The sequence below is a fragment of the Streptomyces sp. NBC_01257 genome (assembly GCF_035917255.1).
Taxonomy (GTDB): Bacteria; Actinomycetota; Actinomycetes; order Streptomycetales; family Streptomycetaceae; genus Streptomyces.
The window spans coordinates 7,386,065-7,407,396 of the sequence record NZ_CP108472.1 but is presented as its reverse complement, the minus strand read 5'-3'; the positions used below and the strand labels follow the sequence as shown (position 1 = coordinate 7,407,396).

19 protein-coding genes are annotated in these 21,332 nt (G+C 71.7%); 4 read left to right on the top strand and 15 right to left on the bottom strand.

Annotated elements, in window-relative coordinates; genetic code table 11:
- Window positions 1–24: 24 nt before the first annotated feature.
- The gene (locus OG408_RS32320; protein WP_326673353.1) at window positions 25–1,224 is read right to left on the bottom strand and encodes a GNAT family N-acetyltransferase; all 1,200 of its coding nucleotides are present in this window, start codon (window positions 1,222–1,224) and stop codon (window positions 25–27) included.
- Between the two features lie 573 nt (window positions 1,225–1,797).
- Between OG408_RS32320 and OG408_RS32315 the strand changes: the two genes are divergently transcribed.
- From OG408_RS32315 to OG408_RS32305, 3 genes are all read left to right on the top strand, one after another.
- Window positions 1,798–3,072, top strand: coding sequence for an ATP-grasp domain-containing protein (locus OG408_RS32315; RefSeq protein ID WP_326673352.1), 1,275 nt, complete (start codon window positions 1,798–1,800; stop codon window positions 3,070–3,072).
- On the top strand, window positions 3,069–4,415 hold the full coding sequence (locus tag OG408_RS32310) for an MFS transporter (protein ID WP_326673351.1): 1,347 nt from the start codon (window positions 3,069–3,071) through the stop codon (window positions 4,413–4,415). The genes OG408_RS32315 and OG408_RS32310 overlap by 4 nt, the downstream gene beginning before the upstream one ends.
- 77 nt (window positions 4,416–4,492) lie before the next feature.
- Window positions 4,493–4,798, top strand: a complete 306-nt coding sequence (locus OG408_RS32305) for a DUF1330 domain-containing protein (protein WP_266784591.1) — start codon at window positions 4,493–4,495, stop codon at window positions 4,796–4,798.
- Window positions 4,799–4,877: 79 nt separating this feature from the next.
- On the opposite strand, the gene OG408_RS32300 is transcribed toward OG408_RS32305, so the two are convergent.
- The 12 genes from OG408_RS32300 to OG408_RS32245 form a co-directional block, all read right to left on the bottom strand.
- Window positions 4,878–6,101, bottom strand: coding sequence for an ATP-grasp domain-containing protein (locus tag OG408_RS32300; protein ID WP_285564563.1), 1,224 nt, complete (start codon window positions 6,099–6,101; stop codon window positions 4,878–4,880).
- Window positions 6,098–7,105: a DMT family transporter gene (locus OG408_RS32295; protein WP_326673350.1), complete on the bottom strand. Its 1,008-nt coding sequence runs from the start codon at window positions 7,103–7,105 to the stop codon at window positions 6,098–6,100. Before OG408_RS32295 ends, OG408_RS32300 begins: the two co-directional genes overlap by 4 nt.
- Before the next feature lie 54 nt (window positions 7,106–7,159).
- Window positions 7,160–8,320 carry a saccharopine dehydrogenase family protein gene (locus OG408_RS32290; RefSeq protein ID WP_266784585.1) on the bottom strand — a complete coding sequence of 387 codons (1,161 nt, stop codon included), beginning with the start codon at window positions 8,318–8,320 and terminating at the stop codon, window positions 7,160–7,162.
- A gap of 6 nt (window positions 8,321–8,326) precedes the next feature.
- Window positions 8,327–9,367 carry a saccharopine dehydrogenase gene (locus OG408_RS32285; RefSeq protein WP_266784583.1) on the bottom strand — a complete coding sequence of 347 codons (1,041 nt, stop codon included), beginning with the start codon at window positions 9,365–9,367 and terminating at the stop codon, window positions 8,327–8,329.
- A gap of 57 nt (window positions 9,368–9,424) precedes the next feature.
- Window positions 9,425–11,158 (bottom strand): thiamine pyrophosphate-binding protein, encoded by a 1,734-nt coding sequence (locus OG408_RS32280; RefSeq protein ID WP_266784581.1) that lies wholly within the window; start codon window positions 11,156–11,158, stop codon window positions 9,425–9,427.
- 31 nt (window positions 11,159–11,189) lie between these two features.
- Complete coding sequence (locus tag OG408_RS32275; RefSeq protein ID WP_266784579.1) at window positions 11,190–11,894, bottom strand: class I SAM-dependent methyltransferase; 705 nt, start codon at window positions 11,892–11,894, stop codon at window positions 11,190–11,192.
- A gap of 704 nt (window positions 11,895–12,598) precedes the next feature.
- On the bottom strand, window positions 12,599–13,189 hold the full coding sequence (locus OG408_RS32270; protein WP_266784577.1) for a hypothetical protein: 591 nt from the start codon (window positions 13,187–13,189) through the stop codon (window positions 12,599–12,601).
- A 14-nt stretch (window positions 13,190–13,203) separates the two neighbouring features.
- On the bottom strand, window positions 13,204–14,367 hold the full coding sequence (locus tag OG408_RS32265; RefSeq protein WP_266784575.1) for an ROK family glucokinase: 1,164 nt from the start codon (window positions 14,365–14,367) through the stop codon (window positions 13,204–13,206).
- Window positions 14,368–14,542: 175 nt separating this feature from the next.
- Window positions 14,543–15,412, bottom strand: a complete 870-nt coding sequence (locus OG408_RS32260; RefSeq protein WP_285564559.1) for an ATP-binding cassette domain-containing protein — start codon at window positions 15,410–15,412, stop codon at window positions 14,543–14,545.
- The gene (locus OG408_RS32255; protein ID WP_266784571.1) at window positions 15,409–16,458 is read right to left on the bottom strand and encodes an ABC transporter permease; all 1,050 of its coding nucleotides are present in this window, start codon (window positions 16,456–16,458) and stop codon (window positions 15,409–15,411) included. Before OG408_RS32255 ends, OG408_RS32260 begins: the two co-directional genes overlap by 4 nt.
- Window positions 16,455–17,468, bottom strand: coding sequence for a substrate-binding domain-containing protein (locus tag OG408_RS32250; protein WP_442806083.1), 1,014 nt, complete (start codon window positions 17,466–17,468; stop codon window positions 16,455–16,457). Before OG408_RS32250 ends, OG408_RS32255 begins: the two co-directional genes overlap by 4 nt.
- Window positions 17,469–17,699: 231 nt before the next feature.
- Complete coding sequence (locus OG408_RS32245) at window positions 17,700–18,458, bottom strand: GntR family transcriptional regulator (protein ID WP_285564558.1); 759 nt, start codon at window positions 18,456–18,458, stop codon at window positions 17,700–17,702.
- A 151-nt stretch (window positions 18,459–18,609) separates the two neighbouring features.
- On the opposite strand from OG408_RS32245, the gene OG408_RS32240 reads away from it, so the two are divergent.
- Window positions 18,610–19,614 (top strand): Gfo/Idh/MocA family protein, encoded by a 1,005-nt coding sequence (locus OG408_RS32240; RefSeq protein ID WP_266784565.1) that lies wholly within the window; start codon window positions 18,610–18,612, stop codon window positions 19,612–19,614.
- A gap of 9 nt (window positions 19,615–19,623) precedes the next feature.
- On the opposite strand, the gene OG408_RS32235 is transcribed toward OG408_RS32240, so the two are convergent.
- The gene (locus OG408_RS32235) at window positions 19,624–20,022 is read right to left on the bottom strand and encodes a PaaI family thioesterase (RefSeq protein ID WP_405407094.1); all 399 of its coding nucleotides are present in this window, start codon (window positions 20,020–20,022) and stop codon (window positions 19,624–19,626) included.
- A gap of 88 nt (window positions 20,023–20,110) precedes the next feature.
- Entirely contained in the window at window positions 20,111–21,289 is a 1,179-nt protein-coding gene (locus OG408_RS32230) for a cytochrome P450 family protein (RefSeq protein WP_326673349.1), read from the bottom strand.
- Window positions 21,290–21,332 lie beyond the last annotated feature (43 nt).

Below are 21,332 nucleotides of genomic sequence, written 5' to 3'. Positions count from 1 at the left end.
GACTCCTTCGGTTCGTGCGTGAGTTCAGGGACGCGATGCCGGAACCGGCTGTCCGGTCCTGTGCGTCGCGTCGTCCGGCAGGGTGAGCCGCCGGGCGACCTCGGCCCGGAACGCCGCGGCCTCGCGGGCGGGCATCCGGGGCAGCAGGTCGTTCAGGCACTCGGTGGAGGTGGTGTCCCTGCCGGGGTCCTTGCCCACGACCGCCCACAGCGGGCGGACGCGGGCGCCGCGGCGGCACTTGGCGTCGTAGGAGTCCATGCCCAGGTGCAGCCGGCGCAGCCCGTTGGCGTAGCAGTGGCGCAGCGGTTCGTGCACGGTGAGGTGGGCGTACTCACCGCAGCCCGTGAGGCGGGCGTAGTCGAAGCCGTTGAGACGCACCACGAGTTCGTCGCCGGCGACGAAGCAGAGGGTGAATCCGATCAGGTCGTCACCGCGGTAGGCGGCGAACACGACGGAACGGTCGTCCAGTTGGTCCACCTGGCGGCGGAGGAAGTCCTTGAGGTAGTCGACGGGCGCGTCGTGGCCGTACTTGCTCTGCACCTGGGCGAGGAGTCCGGCCCCCTCCTCCCAGACGTCCGACAGTTTCAGCTGCGCCGTGCGCAGGCCGCTCTCGGCGTAACGGCGCTGCTCTCCGCGGAAGTTGGTGCGTCGCTGCTTCGTGGGCAAGGCGGCGGTGAAGGCGTCGACGCTGTCGCCGGTGAGGTCCATGACGCAGTCGGCGCCGAGCAGCCGGAGCTGCACGCCGGCGTCCCCGGGGCCGGGTGCGGCCAGGCGGGCCGCCTCGGTCACGATGTCCGCGTCGTCCGACGTCAGGTAGGGCCACCACCATCTGCCTGCGGAGTGGGGGGTGTTGGCGAGTGTGTCGGTGAGGAGTGCCGCCAGGTCGGCTGCCGCCCTTCGGGGACCGGCCGACGGCTCCTTGAGCAGCCCCGAGGAGAATCCGCGCCGGCCGCCGAGGGTGAGCCGGGGCGGCGCGGGGTGCGGGGAGCCGCCGAGGACGGACTGCGCCCGGTAGTCGGCATGGCCCTCGTCGGGGTTCCAGTGCGCGGCCAGCGCGGCCACGGCCCGCCCGCCGCGGGTCAGCGTCGTGTAGCGGGGATCGGCTCCGCCCCCGGAGTCGACGAACCGCATCCAGCCCGACCCGAGATAGAGCGGTGACGTACCCGTCAGGTCGTCCCAGTCCGGGGGCGGCAGCGCGGCCGTACGAATGTTTTCCGCACTCATCACATTCCCCCCGGGACTTCGGACGTGGCTTTACGACGCACAGGGCGCAGGCAGGCTGAGCAGGAACACATTCGCAGAGCGCCGGATTACCCGTGCGGGATTCGGATGATTTTTTGCGGACGCACCACGGCGGTGTGGAAAACGTCGCTGAAGCCTCATGCGGGCGGAGAATCTACGGCGGCCGAAAGGGAGAAACATCATTAACAGGATGTTGCGCCAGCCGATTTTGCACGCTCCGATCACCGGAGAGCAAGGGGCGAAAATGTGACGAGGATCACATGGGAAGATCTTTTGCTGCCGCTACGATACGCATGCCGACGCAGGATTCCCGTGGCTACGCACCGGAGGGGGCACGGTCCACCCGGGACAATCTGCGTCCAATCCGGACGGGGCGCCTGTTCCGCCACCTGTCGGACACGTGCGGGATGCCCGCTTTCGGGAATTCCGCTTCCCTGTCGTGGCCCGTTATTTCCCCTGACCTAAAGAGTGGCCGAAAGAAGAGGCACCGGGTCTGCCATTCTTTGCGGTCACCTCGCTCGCTATCGATTTTCCGCAAAGGCGGTCGGAGGAACCATGCCGGAGACTCCCTTGGACGTCAGCCAGGTCACGCACGTCGCCGTGGGTCTGAGCGTGGCACTTTTGGCGGATCTTGAGCCATTGCTGCCCGCCCGCAGCGTTCTCGTGCTCGACGAGCCCGACACCATAAAGGCGCGCGACGGCCGCGCACGCGCCGCCGCGTTCAGCTGCGTGGCGGGGCTCGTCGAGGCACCCACCCAGGACGAGGCCGGGGCCGGACTCCTCGGCGGACTGGTGGCCCGCCCGCCCCGGCTGAAGGCGGTGATACCTGCGCTGGAGTACGGCGTCGTCGCCGCGGCCGCGCTCGCGGACGCCTGGGGCGCCCCGGGCGCCGGCACGGAGGCCGCCCGGCTACTGAGGGACAAGGCACTGCTCCGGGAGGCGTCGCAGCGGCTCGGGATCGATCAGCCCGCCTGGGAGGTCGTCGAGGGGCCCGACGGCGTGGACCTCTTCCGCGGTCGCTTCGGCGGTCGCTGTGTGGTGAAACCGGCCAACCGGCAGGCGAGCCTCGGTGTCCGGCTGCTCGACCGCGGATCGGACAGTGCGGCCCTGTGGGCCGAGACCGCGGCCGCCGACGAGACCCGCATGCGTGCGCGGTACGCGCTGCCGCCGAAGTACTTGGTCGAACAGCGGCTGGAAGGACCTGAGTTCAGCGTGGAGGCCTTGGTGCAGGAGGGCGAGGTGCGGTTCGCCAACGTCACGGCCAAGTCCGTCCAGCACACCGCCGTTCCGGTCGAGATGGGCCACGTGGTCCCTGCCGAACTCCCGTCCCGGACAGCGGAGTCGCTGCTGTCGGCCACCCGCCGGCTGATGAAGGCCACGGGATTCCGCACCGGCGTCGTGCACGCGGAGTGGATCCTGCACGAGGACCGGCCGCACCTCGTCGAATGTGCCGGAAGACTGCCGGGCGACAGCATCGACCAGCTGATCAACCTCAGCTACGCCTGCAATCTGACCGAGGACTACCTGCACCTCCTCGAAGGGCAGGCCCCGGTCGACCGCGCGCCGGCCCGACGGGCCTCGGCCATCCGCTTCCTGGCCTCCGGGCCCGGACTCGTCACCGCCGTCGAGGGCGCCGCCGAAGCTGCCCGGGCCCCCGGCGTCGTGGAGTGCGAGGTCGACGTCGAGGCGGGCACCGCGGTGGGAGCGGTGACCAGTTCCTGGGACCGGCTCGGGCACGTGATCGCCGTGGGGGACGACCCCGCGGAAGCCGCCGCGCGCGCCGTGGACGCCGCCGGTCTCGTCCGGATCACCGTGGAGGCCGCCTCATGACCGTCCGATGGCTCCGCGACTACGTCCCCCCGGGGCCCACCGGCCGCCGGCTGGCCCTGATCTCCTTCATCGACTCGGTCGGCACCGGCCTCTTCCTGGCCAGCTCCGCCGTCTTCGCCGTACGCCATATCGGCCTCGACACCTCGCAGTTCGGCTGGGCCATGTCGGCGGCCGGGCTGGTCGGACTGATCGTGGGCGTCCCCCTGGGCCGACTCGGCGACCGCATCGGACCGCGCCGGCTGCTGGTGACCCTGCAACTGTGGCGTGCCGTCTGGTTCTCGGCGCTGGCCTTCGCCTGGAACCTCTCCACCTTCGTCGTCATCGTCTGCTGTCTGGCCTTGGCCGAAGCGGCGGTCTCCCCGCTGACCCAGGTCGTCGTCGCCTCGGCCGTCGGGGACGACCAGCGGGTCCGCACCATGGCCATCCTCAGGACCCTGCGCAACGCCGGGTTCTCCGTCGGGGCGCTGGCGGCGACGCCGCTGCTCACGGTGGGCACGGCCTGGGCCTTCCGCTCGACGGTGCTGGCCAACGGCGTCTCGTTCGTGATCGCCGCGCTCGTCCTGGCCCGCCTCCGGCTCGTCGCCCACGCGCCGGCGCCCACGGCCGGGAGCGGGGCGCTCATGCGCCTCAAGGGGCTGCGGGACCTCCCGTACCTCCAGCTCACCGCGCTCAACAGCGTGCTCGTCCTCCATATGACCCTGCTGTCGGTCGGCATCCCCCTGTGGGTGGTGGCCCGGACCGAGGCCCCCGTGGGCGTCGTCGCCGTGCTCCTCGCCGTGAACACGGTCCTGGCCGTGCTCCTCCAGGTGCCGCTGTCGCGGCGGGCCGAGCACGAGGCCGGCGCGGTGCGCTGCCTGATCGGTTCCGGACTCGCCCTGGCCGTCTGCGCGCTCGCCCTGGCCGGGACGGGATCGGTGACCCGCTGGCCCGCGGTGGCGCTGCTCGTCGCGGCGACGGTGGCCCTGACGCTGGGCGAGATCCTCCAGTCCGCCGGGGCCTGGGAGCTGTCGTACCGTCATGCCCCCGCAGACCGGCGCACCGAGTACCTCTCGACCTTCAATCTCGGCTTCAGCGTCCAGGAGATCGTCGGGCCGGTGCTGCTCGCTGGGGGCGTGATCGCCCTGGGCGGCTGGGGCTGGCTCGCGCTGGGCGGGCTCTTCTGCGTCGCCACGGTCCTGGTACGCCCGGTGGCGGGCCACCTCGCGGCCTCGCGGGCCGGCTCCGGACCGGAGGGGGCGGACACCACCACGGACACCGCCGTGGCAACGGACAGCGGCACCGGCGGCGGGCAGGGAGACTCCCCGCCCGCCGCCGAGCCTTCGGCGTCCACCAACCACGCCTGAATTCAGACGGGTTGACCGATCCCGCCTACGTCTTCGATACCCCGCCGACGCGACGGACCGCGTGCCATCATGTACGTATGACGGCCTATGTGATTGCTGAATCCCGGCACGCGGACTCGCCGGAGGTACGCGCGTACCGCGAGGTCGCGCAGGCCTCCATCGCCCGGCACGGCGGCCGCTATCTGGCTCGCGGCGCTCTGCCCGAGGCGATGGAGGGCACGTGGGGCGAGGACCACCGCATGGTCGTCATCGAGTTCCCCAGCCTCGAACAGGCCAAGGCCTGGTACACCTCGCCCGAGTACACCGAGGCCAGGGCGACCCGCTCCGACCTCGAAGGACGCCGCATCCTGTTCGTCGACGGGGTCACCGGCCCGGTCGTCTGAACCCGCGTACGGGGCGACTCCACCCGTACGCGCCCTCGCCGTACGCCGGGGCGGCCCGTCCGCCGCCCCGGCCCCGGGATCAGGCGTCGTACAGACCGTCCCGTTCCAGCGCGCGCAGCGTGCGGTAGTCGTCCTCCAGGGCGGCCGGGTCGCCGCTGGTCAGGTAGACGGTGCCCGGGCAGGTGGCCATGTCCACGGTGCGGGTCACGGGGCTGTGCGGGGGGAGGTTCACCGTCATGCTCGCGAAGGACGGCAGCGCCCTGACCGCCGCCCAGCCGTCCTCGGCGGGGACGGTGCCCGCCCGCGGCGAGATCAGGTTCACGCACCGCAGCCGGCTCTTGAGCCGGTAGGGGGCCTCGGCCTCCGCCAGGAAGCTGCCCGCGTCCGCGAGGGAGAAGGCGAGACTGCTGACCTGGTCGTCCCCGACGCAGCGCGTCAGCAGGTCCGGCATCTGGCCGCCGCCGAGCCGCGCCCCGCTCTCGATCAGCACCGGGCCGTTCGCGGTGAGCATGATCTCCGTGTGGGCGGCGCCGTTGCGGATGCCCAGGGCGTCGAGCACCGACCGCACGTAGCGGATCGTCTCCGGCACGCCGGGCTCGTCGAGGGCCAGCAGGTCCTCGTAGTCGTACACGGAACGGCCGTCCACCAGGCGCTTGTGGTACCGCCACACCTCGATGACGCGGTGCACACCGTCCCGGCTGACGCTGTTGACGTAGTGCTCGGAGCCCGCGAGGTACTCCTGGGCCAGCACCACGGTGTTGTGCTGCCCGTAGCGGTCGGCCGACGCCATGATCGCGGTGTGGGCGGCGGTCACCTCCTCGACGGTCCGGCAGATGAAGACGTTGTCGGTGCCCGCGCTCAGGACCGGCTTCAGCACCACGGGCCACTGGTCCCGGCCCGTGACCCAGTCCGTGATCTCCGTCAGCGAGGCGGAGCACAGATCCTGTGCCGCGGCCAGGCCGGCGGCACGGACGGCGAGCTGCATGGCGGCCTTGTCCCGCCGTGCGGCGGAGCGGTGCGGGTCGTTGCCGGCGACACCGAGGGCGAAGGAGAGCTCGTCGGCCAGGAACACTCCGGACTCCGCGGCGGCGACGACCGCGCGCACGTTCAGGTCGGTGAGGGCGCGGACGGTGCGGACGAGATCGCCGGTGTGCTGGATGTCCACCGCGAAGTCCTCGGGGCGGTAGGCGAGTCGGGTGTCCGGGAACGGGGAGCGCACGTGGACGACGTCCACGCCCCGCTGCCTGAGCGCCCCGGGCAGGAGGCGTCCCGCGCCGTACGCGTCGACGATCGCTGTGGTCATGGTCGTGGGCCTCCGTGCTCGTCGCTTACCAGGGGTTCGGGTGCTGCCGGGCGCCCGGCGGCCGCCGGCTCCCCGGGAGCGGGTTCTCGGTCCCGTACGAGCACGCCCACGGCGACGAGGACGACCACACCGATCACCCCGCCGAGCGTGAACAGGGAGAACCGCAGTCGGCCGTCAGCGAGTTGCAGGGCGAAGGCGAACAGCGGCGAGAGGCAGACCAGCAGGGACGTGGTGATCGGCTCCGTGTGGCGGATACCGATCTGCAGGACGAAGATCGGCAGGCCCACGCCGATGACGGCGACGACGGCGCCGGGCACGAGCGCCGCCGTCAGGTCGGGCCCGTCCTCGAAGGCGACCAGGATCCACGCGACCAGACTCATCAGGAAGAACCGGGTGGCCAGGACCAGCCCGGGTTCGCAGCCCGCGTCGCTGAGCCGCTTCATGTAGATGATGTTGACCGCCGAACCGGCCGCGCAGGTCAGCGAGAAGAGCAGGCCCAGCACGGCGTCCGACGTGGACAGGTCCCCCAGGCCGCTCCTGCCGCTGAACGAGGCCCACATGAGCGCGGCCAGCAGCATGCCGATGGCGACGGAGACGACGATCTCGGCGCCCATCACCCGGCTGTGCTGGCGCAGCAGCGGCCCCGCCAGCGTCATGATCATCGGTCCGAGTGCGAGACCGATGACGTTGACGATGGCCGGTTCGAGGTATTCCAGGGCGTAGAACGTCGACAGCCAGGTCACCGCGGTGGTGATGTTGATGGCCACGATGTCGCGGCGGTGGGTGATGACCGCGGCGCGGGGGCGGACGCCGCCGCGCCGCGCCTCCACGGCGAGGAAGAACAGCATGGTGAGCGTGAACGACACGGCGGCCAGGCTCGCCGGGCTGACCACCTCGAAGCGGTTGCCCGCGTACACGTCCATGGCGGCGGTGAGCACGGCGTACGCCAGCAGCGGCATCACCCCGCGGCGCAGGGCGGACGCCGGCGCGGCCGCCTCACTCATGGCGTTCTCCGCCGCCGGTGGCCCGCTCCGGGTGCGCCGCCCGGCGCGCGGCGCTCACGCCTCCCGGCCTTCGCGGTACGTCGTGGTGATGCCGTGCGAGCCGAGCAGGTCCAGCAGGCGCGCGGAGTCGTCCGGTTCGCCGGTCGCCTGGTGGAGGCCGGGTGCCACCCGGCCCGCGACCACGTCGAGGATGCCGCACGCCAGCGGGACGGAGACCAGCCGGGGCGTCGCGCTCTCCCGCTCGTCGCCGGCCACGTCGAGCACGTACTCACCCCACCAGCTCTCGCCGGTGTCCGCGCGCACCTGGAGCCTGACCGCCATCACCACCCGGTCGTGGTCGGCGGCGGTGGTCGGGTAGCGGGCGGCGAGTTCCGCCGCGAGTTCGGTGATCCTCGACTCCGACGCGTCGGGGAGTTCGGCGAAGACCGGCTTCCAGGCCTCGCTCCAGCCGGCCAGCCGCAGTGTTCCGCGGACGAAGGTGCGCAGGTCCCAGGCGGCGGGGATGGCGTAGGTGTCGACGAAGGGGATGCTGTCGCGGTTGGGATAGACCTCGAAGGCCTCGTCACCGGCCTCCTCGGTGCGCACCGCCTCCCAGGGGCGCGCGACGTCCGTGCGCTGCCCTTCGGTGATCAGCCGGGCGGGGCTGAGCAGCGCGGTGAGCACCCCGCGCGGTGCCCAGCTGAACCGGTAGCGGAAGTCGTTCGGTACGGCCGGGTTGCTGCCGCAGTACGAGGTGAAGTGGGCCGTCGCCGGCCGGTCGCCGGTGAACTCCACCGCCCTGCGCACCAGTTCGTGGGCGAGCAGGTGGTCGATGCCGGGGTCGAGCCCGATCTCCGTGAGCAGGACGACCCCGCGCGCGCGGGCGGCGTCGGCCTGTTCCTGGATCTGCGGGCTGACGTAGCTGGAGCAGACGAAGTGCGCGTCGTGTTCGAGCGCGATCCGCACCAGTTCGGGGTGGTGGGGTGCGGGGAGCATCGACACGACGACGTCACCGGCGCCGAGTTCGCCGGCCAGCGCGTCCGGGTCGTAGGCGCGGGACACCGCCCGGCCCTCCAGCCCGAGCCGGGCCAGGCACGCATCGGCCTTGGCCGCGGTACGTCCCCACAGGGTCGTCGACGCGCCGTCGCACACCAGGGCCAGTCCGCTGCCGGTGGACATCCCGGTACCGACCCAGTGCACCCGTCCGCTCGGGGCGATCAACTCAGCAGTGGTCATGGGTGCTCACTTGTCCTTCGTGGCGCGGCGGGCATGGTGGTAGTGCTCCTCGCAACGGCCCCAGATCCCGTCGCCCCGGTGCACGGTGGCCAGGTGGGGCAGCAGGCCCTCGGAGAACGCCGTGCTGGACTCCCTCGGGAGCAGCGAGGGCAGGTTGTCGATGGCGATCAGGTCGAGGGGCGGTGCGTCGTGGAGCCGGCGCACCGGCTCGGACCATTCGGTGACCCGGTCGTAGACGGGCAGCCGGTTGCACTCGGACGTCACGTCGCAGGTGACGTCCGAGACGACGGACAGCCGCCGGCCGGGGTCCGCCAGGTCGTCCGGGCCGAGGAAGGGCGTGCCCGGCTCGGTGGCGAAGACGGTGTTGACGAGGATGTCGTGGCCGAGCAGCGCGGCCCGGTCGAGGTTGCCCGTCTCCTCGATGTCCCAGGCGGTGACCGTCGCCCCGGCGACTCCCAGCGCGGCGACGGCGCCGCGTCCGGACCTGCCCCGTGCGCCGATGACCAGGGCGCGCGCTCCGGCGCGGGACTCCTTCAGCAGCGCGTCGAACCCTTCGAGGGTCCATGACCGCAGCGGGGCCTCCAGGAGACCGCCGTGCCGCAGCGCGGCGAGTCCGGCGCCCACGTAGCCGGCCCAGTGGCCGAAGGCCACCACCCGCCGGCCGGCTCCGTCGGTGAGGTACTCCAGATCGAGCAGTGTCCCGCCGCCGGAACCGAAGCGCCGCAGCAGGGGCGGCCCGCCCACCTGGCCCTTGTACGCGTGCCCGAACAGCACATGACGATGGGTCAGCTCCACTGCCGCGGTGGAGGGTTCCTTCAGACCGAGAACGACGTCGGTGGGCGGGGCGTCGGGCCAGGTGTCCCCCGGCACCACGGTGCAGCCCACCGCCGCGTACGCGTCGGCGGGGAACGCCCGGTGCGGGGACTCCTCGACGGTGACGGGGATGCCCTCGGCGATCAGTTTCGCCGCGTCGGCGGGGACGAGCGGGGTGCGCTGTTCGTTGGGCGCGACCTCGCGTCGCAGCCAGATGCCTTCACTGGTCGGCATGTTCGCGAATCTCTCCTGTGCCTGGGCTGTTCCGGTTCGGTTGCCTGCGGTCGCTCGTCAGTGGATGGGCCGGGTGGCGGAGCCGTCGGCGATCGCCGCCTGCCACACGGGAACGGGCGGCAGGACCTCCGTGTGTTCGGGGACCATCGCGTGGATGAGGGAGGGCCCCGCGGAGTCGGCGGCCAGTTTGGCCAGGGCCGCGAACTCCTCCTGCGTGTGGGCGCGGCTGCCCTCGATCCCCATGCCGAGTCCGAGGGTGACGGGGTCGAGCGGGCCGGGGTCGACCGCGAAGTACCGTCCGCCGGCGTAGAGGTGCTGGATCATCTTGATCCAGGCCATCGATGTGTTGTCGAGCACCACATAGGTGACGGGCAGGGCGAGGCGTACGGCGGTCTCCCACTCCCCGACGGCCATCGCGATGCTGTTCTCCGTGGTCAGGCAGAGAACGCGCTCGCCGGGGTGGCCGATCGCCGTCCCGATGGAGGCCGGGACGGCGAACCCCATGGGCCCGTGTCCCCGCGGGATCACCACCCGCCAGCCGTCACCGGGGGCCTCCCAGTGACAGGAGAGGTACGGCGTCGGCGTGCCGGCGTCGGCGACGACCCAGGTGTCCCGGCCGAACGCGTCCCGCAGCGCCCGCACGATCTCCCGCGGGTCGAGGACACCGGGCCGCAGCCCGGGCCGGCGCTCCTCCTCCTGCCGGGCCCACACCTCGCGCGCCGCCGCCAGCTGCGCGTCACGGTCGGCGCGTACGGCCCCGGCGGCGCGGGGCAGCCGTGTCCGCAGCTGCTCGATCACGGTCCTGGCGTCGCCCACCAGGGCCGTGCTGCCCGGGTAGTTGCGCCCGGCCCGCTCGGTGTCGCTCTCGATGTGCACGATCCGGGCCGGTCCGTCGCGGTCGGGCACGGTGAACCCGAGGGTGTCCGTGGCGTTGGCCCGGGTGCCGACGAAGACGACGGCGTCGCTCTGCGCGACCCACGCGTTGGCGTAGGGGCGGGCCCCGTTGCCGCCCACCACGCCCAGGGCGAGCGGATGGGACTCGTCGATGACGCCCTTGCCGTGGATGGAGGTGGCGACCGGCACGGCCGCGTGCTCGGCGAGTCGCACCAGTTCCCCGCCCGCCCCGGACAGGTGGGCACCGCCCCCGGCCACGATGACCGGCCGCTCGGCGGCGGCGAGCAGGGCCGCGGCTTCCTCCGCCGCGTCGGCGGGCGCCGCCGGCCGGACGCCGGGCACGGTGCTTCCGTGCGGCGCCGGGCCGTCCAGGGCGTCCGCCGTGTGCGCCGCGGGCCCTTCCAGGACGTCCTCGGGCAGGATCAGCGCGACGGGGCCGGGCCTGCCCGAGGTGGCGGCGGCGACCGCTTCCTCCACCAGGGCCGGGATCTCGTCGGTGGAGCCGGCGCTGCGGCGCCACTTCGTGCACGCGGCGAACAGCTGCTCCTGATCGACTTCGCTGATCGGGGCGGTGCCCATGCTGCGCCGGTTGTTGTCCGTGGTGATCACGAGCACCGGGATGCTGGAGGCGAAGGCCTCCGCGAGTCCGCTCGCCAGGTACACCGCTCCCGCCCCGCTGGACGCCTCGCAGACGCCGAGCCGCCGCGTCGTGCGGGTGTAGGAGTCGGCCATGAATCCGGCATGCCGCTCGTCGCGCGCCAGGACGTGGCGGATTTCGTCGGTCCGCCGGCCGAGCACGTCGTAGAAGGCGATGCTGGTGTCCCCGGGGTACCCGAATATCGTGTCGACGCCATTCCGGATCAGCGCGTTCACCAGAAGTTCAGCACCGTTTGTCATGCCGCTGTCCTCTTCCGTTCCACTGCGCTGATCAACGCGTCACATATCCCGTCATGATGGCCCTGACGCGCTCGCCGGAGATCGGCCGGACGTAGCGGAACTCCGCGGTCTCGGCTGTTTCGAATCCGGCCGCGATGGCCTGATCCTTCATGTAGTCGGCGGAGAGCCAGTGGAATCCGTTGACCTTCGGGGCCTTCTCGAACGCACGGTCCTCTCCGGGCGCGTCGTTCGACGCGACGAGCGCGGCACGGCCGGAAAGGGAATCCGGCTGCGGGGCCAGCCAGCCGCGAATGCGCTTGAGGATCGGGTTCAGGCCGTCCTGTTCGTCCAGGAGGTGCCCCAGCACGCCGTCGATGTAGATCACCGAGAACGGCTCGTCCGGTTCCCATCGGTAGATGTCGGCGCAGATCGCGTCCAGCCCCTTCGCGCGGGCCAGCGTCACCGCGTCCTCCATCGCGTCGACGGCCAGGACCCGGAAGCCGCGCTCCGCCACGCATGCCTCGACGGCGGCGTTTCCGCAGCCCAGGCTGAGCAGACCGCCCCCGTTGCGCTCCAGCTCGGCGATCAGCCGGTCGCTCATGAAGTCCCGGTACTCCGGGCTGTACGTGGACGGGGTGACCGAGTCGTTGCGGCTGCCGCCGTTCTCCCACACCTCGAAGATGCTCGGGCTGTCCGGGCCGTCGGCCGTATAGAAGTTGATCAGGTTACTGCGGTTCTTTGCCTCGATGCTTTCCATTGCTCCCCCACGGAAATCACATGCCCATAACCCGTGCCTGCGCGTTTTCGGGCAGGCCGGGGCACGACGACGGCAATACAACAGTGTGTGAACTGCGAATCGGGAAATGCGGGCCCGAAAGACCGCACCGCGGATGACGCCGCACTTCGACGGGCGGATCGATCCGGACATGACCTTGCGGCTGGACACAGGAAGGGTCCAGCCCCATGTGAAGTGGACCGGTCATCGACGGGCTTGATCGTGGAAGCCGCGTCGGTGCCGATGGGCGCGAATTACCGAGGTCGTTTCGGCTGCGCTACGGTCAGACTGCCCTTCACGCGATTGGAACGTCAAGGATACAAAAGGCGGGATCAAGCCATCGGGGCCATAATTCAGCCGCCACCGGAAATCGGCGTTCACCAAGAGTCGTCGACGCCACCGGGAAAGAAGTCGGTTGGGCCCGAATTGCACCGTACGGGGCCGCAGCACACCGTAATAGTGACCTGGATCACACGTCCGCCATATGGACGATTCGTGCGGCACGGTGAAGGACCGTGCCGGGCCGGGGCCCTTCACTCGATGAGCGGTTCCTCGCGAAGCCGGCGCCGATCACGCAGTTGCATGCACGGAAATCCCGCGTCCGCACACCCCGGCACGACTCAACTCCACGCACGGAAGCGGCCGTTGAGCCGCCAGTCAGCGGCGGGAAGCCGGCTGGAAAGCGCTCAGGGGGTCGCCGCGGAGACGACGTAGACGACCGGTGACATCGGGTCGGTCATGTCGACGGTGATGTCCTGGGTGGGACGCGGGTCCTTGTTGCGGTGCGTGGTGCCGGCCCATGCGACGCCGTCGCCGAAGTACCAGCCGGCGATCTTCGTGTCGCGCTCGCCGACGGTGACGTCACCGGCCTCCAGGGCCGCGCGGCCGGTGCCCACCTGGGTCAGGAACCGGTCGAGGCCGTTGGACGTCGTACGGAACTGCACGTACATCCGGCTGGCCTTCCAGTTGTTGGTCTCGTAGTACTGGACCTCGACGGCGTCCCGCGGGATCGGCACCTCGAAGATCCGGCGGAGCATCCGCGACGGCCAGCCCTCGCGCAGTCCCTGCGCCGCCGCCTCGGCGGCCTTGTCCTGGCCGGAGCGGCGGCTCTGGCCCGCGGAGATCAGCAGATACCCGGCCGGGACCCCGATGAGCAGCACGATGATGGTCGCCGTGATCAGGCGCCGGCGGATCGTCCGGCGGCGGTCCTCGGGCGGCGGTCCCTCGCCGGGCGGCGGGGACTGACGCGGCACGACGGGGTGCTCGGCTGCGGTCATGGGTGCGGTGTTCCCTAGGAAGTGCGGGTGTTGCGCGTGTTACGGATGGTGCTCGCGGCCTGGTCGTAGATCTGGGCGTACCGCTCGTACCGCTCGACCCTGCGGCGGTTGGTGCGCCGGAAGCGGCGGGCCACCAGCCGTGCGAGGTCGGCCGCGCCGACCATACCCGCCTCGGGGCCGAGCTGCGCCTTCGCGATCCGGGCCTCGGGGCGGTAGCCCCGGCCCGTGAGGTGGCGTTTGAAGGCGTCCCTGGCCGGTCCGATCAGCAGGTCGTCGGCGGCGCTGACACCGCCTCCGATGACGAAGCAGGAGGGGTCGAGCGCGGCGGCGAGATTGGCGATGCCGACGCCGAGCCACTGGCCGATGTCCTGGAGGAGCTCGATGCACATCGCATCGCCCTCGCGGGCCAGTTCGGTGATGAGCGGTCCGGTGATGTCGGGGATGTTGCCCTTGACGCGCTCGATGATCCCGTGGGCCACCGGGGAGTCGGCGGCGGCCAGTTCCCTGGCCTCCCGGACCAGGGCGTTCCCTGAGCTGTACTGCTCCCAGCAGCCGCGGTTGCCGCAGGGGCAGCGGTGGCCGCCGGGCACCACCTGCATGTGGCCGAACTCACCGGCGACGCCGTACTTGCCGCGCTTGACCTGACCGTCCTCCAGGATCGCGCCGCCGATGCCGGTGCCCAGCGTGATCATGACGAGGTGGTCCTCGCCGCGGCCGGCGCCGAAGCGCCATTCGGCCCAGGCGGCGGTGTTGGCGTCGTTGTCCACCATGACGGGGACGACGAGCCGGGAGGCGAGGGCGTCGCGCAGGGGTTCGTCGCGCCAGGCCAGGTGCGGGGCGAACAGCACCTTGGAGCGGTCCGCGTCGACCCAGCCGGCCGCCCCGATGCCCACCGCGTGCACGTCGTGGCGGTCCGAGAGGTCCAGCACCAGCTCGACGATGGTGTCCTCGACGACCTTGGGGCTCTTGGACTTGTCGGGCGTCTCGGTGCGCAGGGTCTCCAGGATGTTGCCGTCGGCGTCCACGACGCCGGCCATCACCTTCGTCCCCCCGATGTCGATGCCGACGGTGGGGACCCGCGGCGCGGTGAGGTGCGAGCGCCGCTCCCTGGTGCCGACGGTCCGCAGGACGGTGGCGCGGGCGGAGCCGCGGTGTGCGAAGTCGCGGTACGTGCTCATCGTCCCTGCGGGGTCTGGGGGGCCGGCCGGTGGTGCTGCCGGCGGCGGACGGTGCCCGCCGCAGTCGATTCTGCCACTGCCGGGCGGGGTCCGTGCGGCATCCGGTCCCCGGCAGGGCGCCCGCCGGGTGCGGAGAGCGGGCCCGGCGGGCGTGCGGGGAGTGCTGCGGACACCGTCACCCGGAGGTGTCGCCCTTGTCCGGGCGGCCGTCGGCGGGACCCGGGCCGGGGGTGGCCCGCTCCAGCTCGTGGCTGAGCTCCTCCAGCTCGCTGCCGCCCGCCATCTGGCGGGTCAGCTCGTCCAGCGTGACGCCGTCCTTGGTGTGGCTGCCCGCCATCGCACCCCGCTTGAGCAGGACGAAGCGGTCGCCGACGAGGTAGGCGTGGTGCGGGTTGTGCGTGATGAGGACCACGCCGAGGCCGGCGTCGCGGGCGGCGGCGACGTACTTGAGGACGACCCCGGACTGCTTGACGCCGAGCGCGGCGGTCGGCTCGTCCAGGACGAGCACCTTGGCGCCGAAGTGGACGGCCCGGGCGATGGCGACGCACTGGCGCTCGCCGCCGGAGAGGGTGCCGATGGGCTGGTCGACGTCACGCAGGTCGATGCCCATCCGCAGCAGCGCGGAGCGGGTCGTCTCCCGCATCAGCCGGACGTCGAGGCGCTTGAAGGGGCCCTTGCCGGTCGTCGGCTCGGAGCCGAGGAAGAAGTTCCGCCAGACCGGCATCAGGGGGACCACGGCGAGGTCCTGGTAGACCGTGGCGATGCCGCGGTCCAGGGCGTCGCGCGGATTGGCGAGCGTGGTCTCCTCGCCGTCGATGAGGAAGTGCCCGGCGTCGTGCCGGTGCAGCCCCGCGATGATCTTGATCAGGGTGGACTTGCCGGCGCCGTTGTCCCCGAGGACGCAGGAGATCTCGCCCGCGTGGACCTCCAGCGAGACGTCCTGGAGCGCCTTGATGTTGCCGTAGAACTTGCTGACGTGGTCCAGCTCGACCAGCGCCTGCCGGTCGGTGTCCGCCGGCCCGCTCGATGCCTGGGGGGCCGTCATTTCGTCGCCTCCGCGCGCTTGCGTACCCATGCGTTGAGCAGGGTGGCCAGGAGCAGCATGGCTCCGAGGAAGAACTTGAACCAGTCCGGGTTCCACTCCGCGTACACGATGCCCTTGCTGGTCATGCCGAAGATGAAGGCACCGACCGCCGAGCCGATCGCGGAACCGTATCCGCCGGTGATCAGACAGCCGCCGATGACGGCCGCGATGATGTAGATCAGCTCGTTGCCGACGCCCTCGCCGGACTGCACCACGTCATAGCTGAACAGCAGGTGCTGGCCGGAGACCCAGGCGGCGAAGGCCACGCCGAGGTAGAGCCCGATCTTGGTCCGGATCACCGGGACGCCGACCGCGCGGGCCGCGTCGGCGCCGCCGCCGACGGCGTAGATCCAGTTGCCGAAGCGGGTGCGGAGCAGGATCCAGGTGGCGATCGCGACGAGGACGGCCCACCACAGGATGGTGACCTTCAGCTCGACGCCGCCGACGGTCCAGTACGAGGCGAAGAGCTTGCGGGCGGAGGGGAAGCCCTCCATGTTGCCGATGGTCTTCGTCGACACGGTCCCGCTGATCAGCTTGGTGAAGCCGAGGTTGAGTCCGGTCAGCATGAGGAACGTGCCGAGCGTGATGATGAAGCTCGGCAGTTTCGTGCGGGTCAGCATGAAGCCGTTGAACGCGCCGATGGCGAGCGTGACCAGCAGGGACACGAAGACGCCGACCCAGACGTTGGCCGTCATCTGGTAGCTGAACATCGACGAGATCAGCGCGGAGCTGGTGACCATCACACCCGCGGAGAGGTCGAACTCGCCGCCGATCATCAGCAGCGCCACCGGCGCCGCCATGATCCCGATGGTGGAGGCGGCGTACAGCACCGTGCCGAAGCTGGTGGCGCGCAGGAAGCTGTCGGCGACGATCGCGAAGAAGAGGAAGACGGCGAGCGCGCCGACGACCGAGCCGAGCTCGGGGCGGCCGAGCAGCTTGCGCAGCGGCGAGGTGCGCAGCAGCCGCTCGTCGGCCACGGCGGAGGACGTACCGGGCCCCGCGGTCATCGGGTTCCCCGGTCCGCGTACTCGGCCAGCTGCGCGGCGTCGTCGGACGTGATGACCTGCGGGCCGGTCAGGACCGGGCGTCCGCCGCCGAGCACGTTGCGGTTGTAGCGGTAGAGCCAGAGCAGGTCGACGGCCTCGTACCCCTGGAGGTAGGGCTGCTGGTCGACGGCGAAGCCGAGGGTCTTGGCCTGGAGCTCGGCTGCGACCTTGGCGTTCAGGTCGAAGGTGTCGATCTCGGCCTTGCTGCCGGCGGTCTTCTTCGCCTGGACGGCGGCGTCCGCGAACGGCGCGCCGAGGGTGACGACCGCGTCGATGTCCTTGTCCGCCTGGAGCTTCGCCTCGATGGAGGCCTGCACGTCGGGCATGTTGGTGCCCTCGACGTACAGGTTCTGCATCTCGCCGTCGAAGGTCTTCTTCGCGCCGGCGCACCGCTGCTCGTGACCGACGTTGCCCTGCTCGTGCAGGATGCACAGCGCCTTCTTGCGGCCGCGCGCGTTGAGCTCGTCGCCGACGGCCTCGCCCGCGATCGACTCGTCCTGGCCGATGTGCGTGAGCGCGCCGTACCGCTTGGACTCGGCCGAGCCGGAGTTCACCGTGATGACCGGGATGCCGGCCTTGACGGCCTTGGCGACGACGGCCTTCATGGCGTCGGGCTTGGCGAGCGTGACGATCAGCCCGTCGACCTTCTTGTCGATGGCGGCCTGGACGAGCTGGGCCTGCTGCTGCGCCTCGTCGTTGTGCGAGTACAGGAAGTTGATGTTGTCCTTCTTGGCCGCCATGTCGGCACCCTTCTGGACGATGTCCCAGAAGGTGTCGCCGTCGCCCGAGTGGGTGACCATGGCGAAGGTCCAGCGGGGTGTGTTCACCGCGGACCGGCCCTCGGATGCGGCCTGCGCCGCACGCTCCTCCGCCCGCTTGCCGCCGGTGCTGCTGCATCCCATGAGGGAAGCGCCGAGCACCGCCGCAAGCACGGCGCCCATCGCACGTACCCCTGTCCGAACCCTTGCCACGACGCCGTGCCCTTCTTGTGCTGCTCGCTGTGCTGCTGGTGGAGCCGGGGCCATACGGTCCCGGCCCGGCTGGGCAAGTATCCCCGAGCCCGTGCCGCCGTCGCCCGGAGGGGCGCGGCGCGTGTGTCGGACCGGGGCGTGTACGGCGCCGGGGACGGCCGGGGTGCGGCCGTCGTCACCGTACGGGTAGCCGGGAAGCCTGTGTCACCGTACGAGAGCCGGGCGCCGGTGTCACCGGGCGAGGAGCTGGAAATCGAAGGCGTGGCGCGAGGCCCGGTAGAGGTGGGTGCCGTGCTCGACGGCCCGGCCGGTGTCGTCGAAGGTGGTGCGCTCCATCGTGAGCAGGGCGGCGCCCTCGCTCTCGGCGAGCCGTCCGGCCTCCTCGGCGGTGGCGGGGCGGGCGCCCACGGTCTGGCGGGCGCTGTGCAGGGTGATGCCCGCGCCGCGCATCATCCGGTAGAGGCCGGTGGCCGCGGGCCGATCCCCGGAGAGGTCGAGGAGTCCGGCGGGCAGGTGGTTGCGCAGCAGGGCGAGGGGCTCGCCGTCCGCGTACCTGAGCCGCTCGACGTAACTCACCTCCGCGCCCTCCGGGACGCCGAGCGCCGCGGCGACCGCGATGGTCGCGGGCCGGGTGGTGCGGACGAGGACGGTGGTCGTGGGGTGCCGGCCGGCGGCCTCCAGGTCGTCGTACAGGCTGCTGATCTCGACCGGGCGCCTGACCCGGTTGTGCACCACCTGGGTGCCGACGCCGCGGCGGCGGACCAGCAGGCCCTTGTCGACGAGGCACTGGATGGCCTGGCGGACGGTGGGCCGGGAGAGTCCGAGCCGGGCGGCGAGCCCGATCTCGTTGCCGAGGAGTCCGCCGGGGGCGAGCCGGCCCTGCTCGATGGCCGCCTCCAGCTGCTGGGCGAGCTGGTGGTAGAGCGGGACCGGGCTGGCACGGTCCACGTCCAGGTCGAGCGCGGCGGTGTCGGCGGTGGGGTTCGGCACGCCGGGGAGCGTATCCCGCACGTCCGAATCTCCGGTAGTCCGGTCGTCCTGTTGTCCGGACAGCATGACCCGGGACCGACTCGCGGGAACGGAACCGCATTTGTCATGACATTTAGTTGACACCGTTCCCGGCGGACGGCACGTTGGGTCCATGCGCATCGGACTCCTCGGCACCGGCCGGATCGGCTCCTTCCACGCGGGCGTCCTCGCCCGCCATCCCGCGGTGGATGCCCTGGTGGTGACGGACACCGACCCGGTCCGCGCGGCCGCCGTCGCCGGCCGGACCGGGGCGCGCGCCGTGGCCACGGCGGCGGAGGTGTTCGACGCGGGCGTGGACGCGGTGGTGATCGCCTCGGCCACCTCCGCGCACGCCGAACTGATCGGCCGGGCCGCGCGCGCCGGACTGCCGGCCTTCTGCGAGAAGCCCGTCGCCCTGGATCTGGCGGGCACGCTCGGCGCGCTGCGCGAGGCGGAGCGGGCGCACAGCGTCCTCCAACTCGGTTTCATGCGCCGGTTCGACGCCGGATACGCGGCGGCCCGTGCGGCGGTGCGCGGCGGGGCACTCGGCCGGCTGCACACCGTGCGGACGGTGACCTCCGATCCGGCGCCGCCGCCCGCCGCGTACCTCCCGCTCTCCGGCGGCCTGTTCCGGGACTGTCTGATCCACGACTTCGACATGGTGCGCTGGGTGACGGGCCGTGAGGTGACACGGGTGTACGCCACCGGGTCGGACGCCGGTCCTGCGATGTTCCGCGCCGCCGGTGACGTCGACACGGCCGCGGCGCTGCTGACCCTCGACGACGGCACCCTGGTCACCGCGACGGCGACCCGCTGCAACGGCGCCGGGTACGACGTGCGGATGGAGCTCGCGGGCGAGGACGACCAGCTCGCGGTCGGCCTGGACGACCGCACACCGCTCACCTCCGCCGAGCCGCAGGGCCCCGGCGCCCCCGCCAAGCCCTGGCCCGGGTTCCTGGAGCGGTTCGCCCCGGCGTACGAGGCCGAACTCGACGCCTTCGTCCGCCTGGTGCGGGGCGAGGCGGCCAATCCTTGCGACGGCCGCGAGGCGCTGCACGCCCTGCGGATCGCGGAGGCGTGCGAGGTGTCGCGGCGGGAGGGGCGCCCGGTGGAGCTGACGGAGATCCCGGCCGTCTGAGGGCAGCCCTCAGGACGGGTTGGCGTTCAGCACGGTGCCCTGGGCGACGGCGCAGAGGGTCTCGGCACCGTCCTCCCCCACCGCGAACAGATCGCAGCGCGCCACGGCCTGCCGGCGTCCGGAGTGCACGACCTCGGCGCGCGCCACGAGTGCGGTGCCGGTGGCGGGACGCAGGTACTGGATGGAGAAGCCGCCGGTCAGCACGGCCGGGCCGAGGGTCGTGCCGGCCGCGAACGTCAGTGCGTTGTCGGCGGCGTACGCGAGCACGCCTCCGTGCAGGAATCCGTTCTGCTGGTGCAGCTCCGCGCGGCTGTCGATCTCCAGCGTGGCCGCGCCGTCGCCGAAGGCGGTGATCCGGGCACCGACGAGGCTGCTGAACGGCTGGCTGTCGAGCACCTTCTGTGCCATCCCCAGGTCGAGTCCTGACACGACGGCTCCTCCCTGTATCCGGTTCTCCCGCCGCACCCTGTCGGCGAGTTCTGCCGCCGAGTCTGTCTCACCAGCGCACCGGGAGCCGGCGCGTCCCCCGGATCAGCATGCCCGGCAGCCAGTCGGGCTCCCCCGCGCCGGGGTCGAGCACGAGCCCGGGGCAGCGCTCCAGCAGCGTACGGATCGCGATGCGGCCCTCCATCCGGGCCAGCGGCGCCCCCATGCAGAAGTGGGCTCCGTGCCCGAAGGCCAGGTGCCCCTGGGCTTCGCGGTGGATGTCGAAGCGGTCGGGCCCGGGATAGCGTGCCGGGTCCCGGTCGGCGCCGGCCAGGGAGACCAGGACCGGGTCGCCGGCCCCGATCGTCCGGGACCCGATCTCGACGGCCTCCCGGGCGAAGCGGAAGGTGGCGGTCTCCACCGGGCCCTCGTGCCGGAGCATCTCCTCGACCGCCCCGTCGAGAAGACCGAAGTCCGCCCGCAGATCAGCGAGTTGACCCGGGTGGGTGAGCAGGGCGCGCACCCCGTTGGAGATCAGGTTGACCGTCGTCTCGTGGCCGGCGACCAGGAGCAGGAAGGCCATGCCGACCAGTTCGTCGGACGACAGCGTGTCATCGTCGTCGTACCGTGCGGCGATCAGCGCGCTCAGCAGGTCGTCGCCCGGCGCGCAGCGCTTGTCCTCGATCAGCTCGGCGAGATAGGCGCCCATCGTGCGGACCGCGTCCCCCTCCTCCTGCGCACCGGCCGGGGAGACCACGGCGTTGGACATCGTGCGGAACCCGGCCCGGTCGAGGTCGGGCACTCCGATGAGTTCACAGATGACGGTCATCGGCAGCGGGAAGGCCAGCGCGTCGATGAGGTCCGCGTGCCCGGCGGGCAGCATCGCGTCGAGCAGCTGGTCGGTGATCTCCTGCACGCGGGGGCGCAGCGCCTCGATGCGGCGCGGGGTGAACTCCCGGGCGACCAGCTTGCGCAGCCGGGTGTGGTCCGGGGCGTCCATCTCCAGCATGTTGGCGTTGATCGGGTCGCCGGTGGCCGTCTGCCCGGGCAGTTTCCGCCAGTCCTTGCCGAAGCGCTGGTCGGCCAGGACGGCGCGGCCCTCGTCGTATCCGACGACGAGCCAGACCCGGTCGAAGTCGTCGGTGCGCACGGTGTGCACCGGACCCTTGGCGCGCATCGTGGCGTAGTAGGGGTACGGATTCGCGACGAAGTCGGCTGCTCCGCGCAGATCGGCGTCGACATCGGACATGGGCCCGCCCTCCCGGTCTGGTCGCGCCGGCCGCCAGGACCGG

Coding starts and splice junctions, on each gene's coding strand:
- OG408_RS32320 (WP_326673353.1), bottom strand. CDS start 1,224: ATGAGTGCGGAAAACATTCGTACGGCCGCGCTGCCGCCCCCGGACTGG.
- OG408_RS32315 (WP_326673352.1), top strand. CDS start 1,798: ATGCCGGAGACTCCCTTGGACGTCAGCCAGGTCACGCACGTCGCCGTG.
- OG408_RS32310 (WP_326673351.1), top strand. CDS start 3,069: ATGACCGTCCGATGGCTCCGCGACTACGTCCCCCCGGGGCCCACCGGC.
- OG408_RS32305 (WP_266784591.1), top strand. CDS start 4,493: ATGACGGCCTATGTGATTGCTGAATCCCGGCACGCGGACTCGCCGGAG.
- OG408_RS32300 (WP_285564563.1), bottom strand. CDS start 6,101: ATGACCACAGCGATCGTCGACGCGTACGGCGCGGGACGCCTCCTGCCC.
- OG408_RS32295 (WP_326673350.1), bottom strand. CDS start 7,105: ATGAGTGAGGCGGCCGCGCCGGCGTCCGCCCTGCGCCGCGGGGTGATG.
- OG408_RS32290 (WP_266784585.1), bottom strand. CDS start 8,320: ATGACCACTGCTGAGTTGATCGCCCCGAGCGGACGGGTGCACTGGGTC.
- OG408_RS32285 (WP_266784583.1), bottom strand. CDS start 9,367: ATGCCGACCAGTGAAGGCATCTGGCTGCGACGCGAGGTCGCGCCCAAC.
- OG408_RS32280 (WP_266784581.1), bottom strand. CDS start 11,158: ATGACAAACGGTGCTGAACTTCTGGTGAACGCGCTGATCCGGAATGGC.
- OG408_RS32275 (WP_266784579.1), bottom strand. CDS start 11,894: ATGGAAAGCATCGAGGCAAAGAACCGCAGTAACCTGATCAACTTCTAT.
- OG408_RS32270 (WP_266784577.1), bottom strand. CDS start 13,189: ATGACCGCAGCCGAGCACCCCGTCGTGCCGCGTCAGTCCCCGCCGCCC.
- OG408_RS32265 (WP_266784575.1), bottom strand. CDS start 14,367: ATGAGCACGTACCGCGACTTCGCACACCGCGGCTCCGCCCGCGCCACC.
- OG408_RS32260 (WP_285564559.1), bottom strand. CDS start 15,412: ATGACGGCCCCCCAGGCATCGAGCGGGCCGGCGGACACCGACCGGCAG.
- OG408_RS32255 (WP_266784571.1), bottom strand. CDS start 16,458: ATGACCGCGGGGCCCGGTACGTCCTCCGCCGTGGCCGACGAGCGGCTG.
- OG408_RS32240 (WP_266784565.1), top strand. CDS start 18,610: ATGCGCATCGGACTCCTCGGCACCGGCCGGATCGGCTCCTTCCACGCG.
- OG408_RS32235 (WP_405407094.1), bottom strand. CDS start 20,022: ATGGCACAGAAGGTGCTCGACAGCCAGCCGTTCAGCAGCCTCGTCGGT.
- OG408_RS32230 (WP_326673349.1), bottom strand. CDS start 21,289: ATGTCCGATGTCGACGCCGATCTGCGCGGAGCAGCCGACTTCGTCGCG.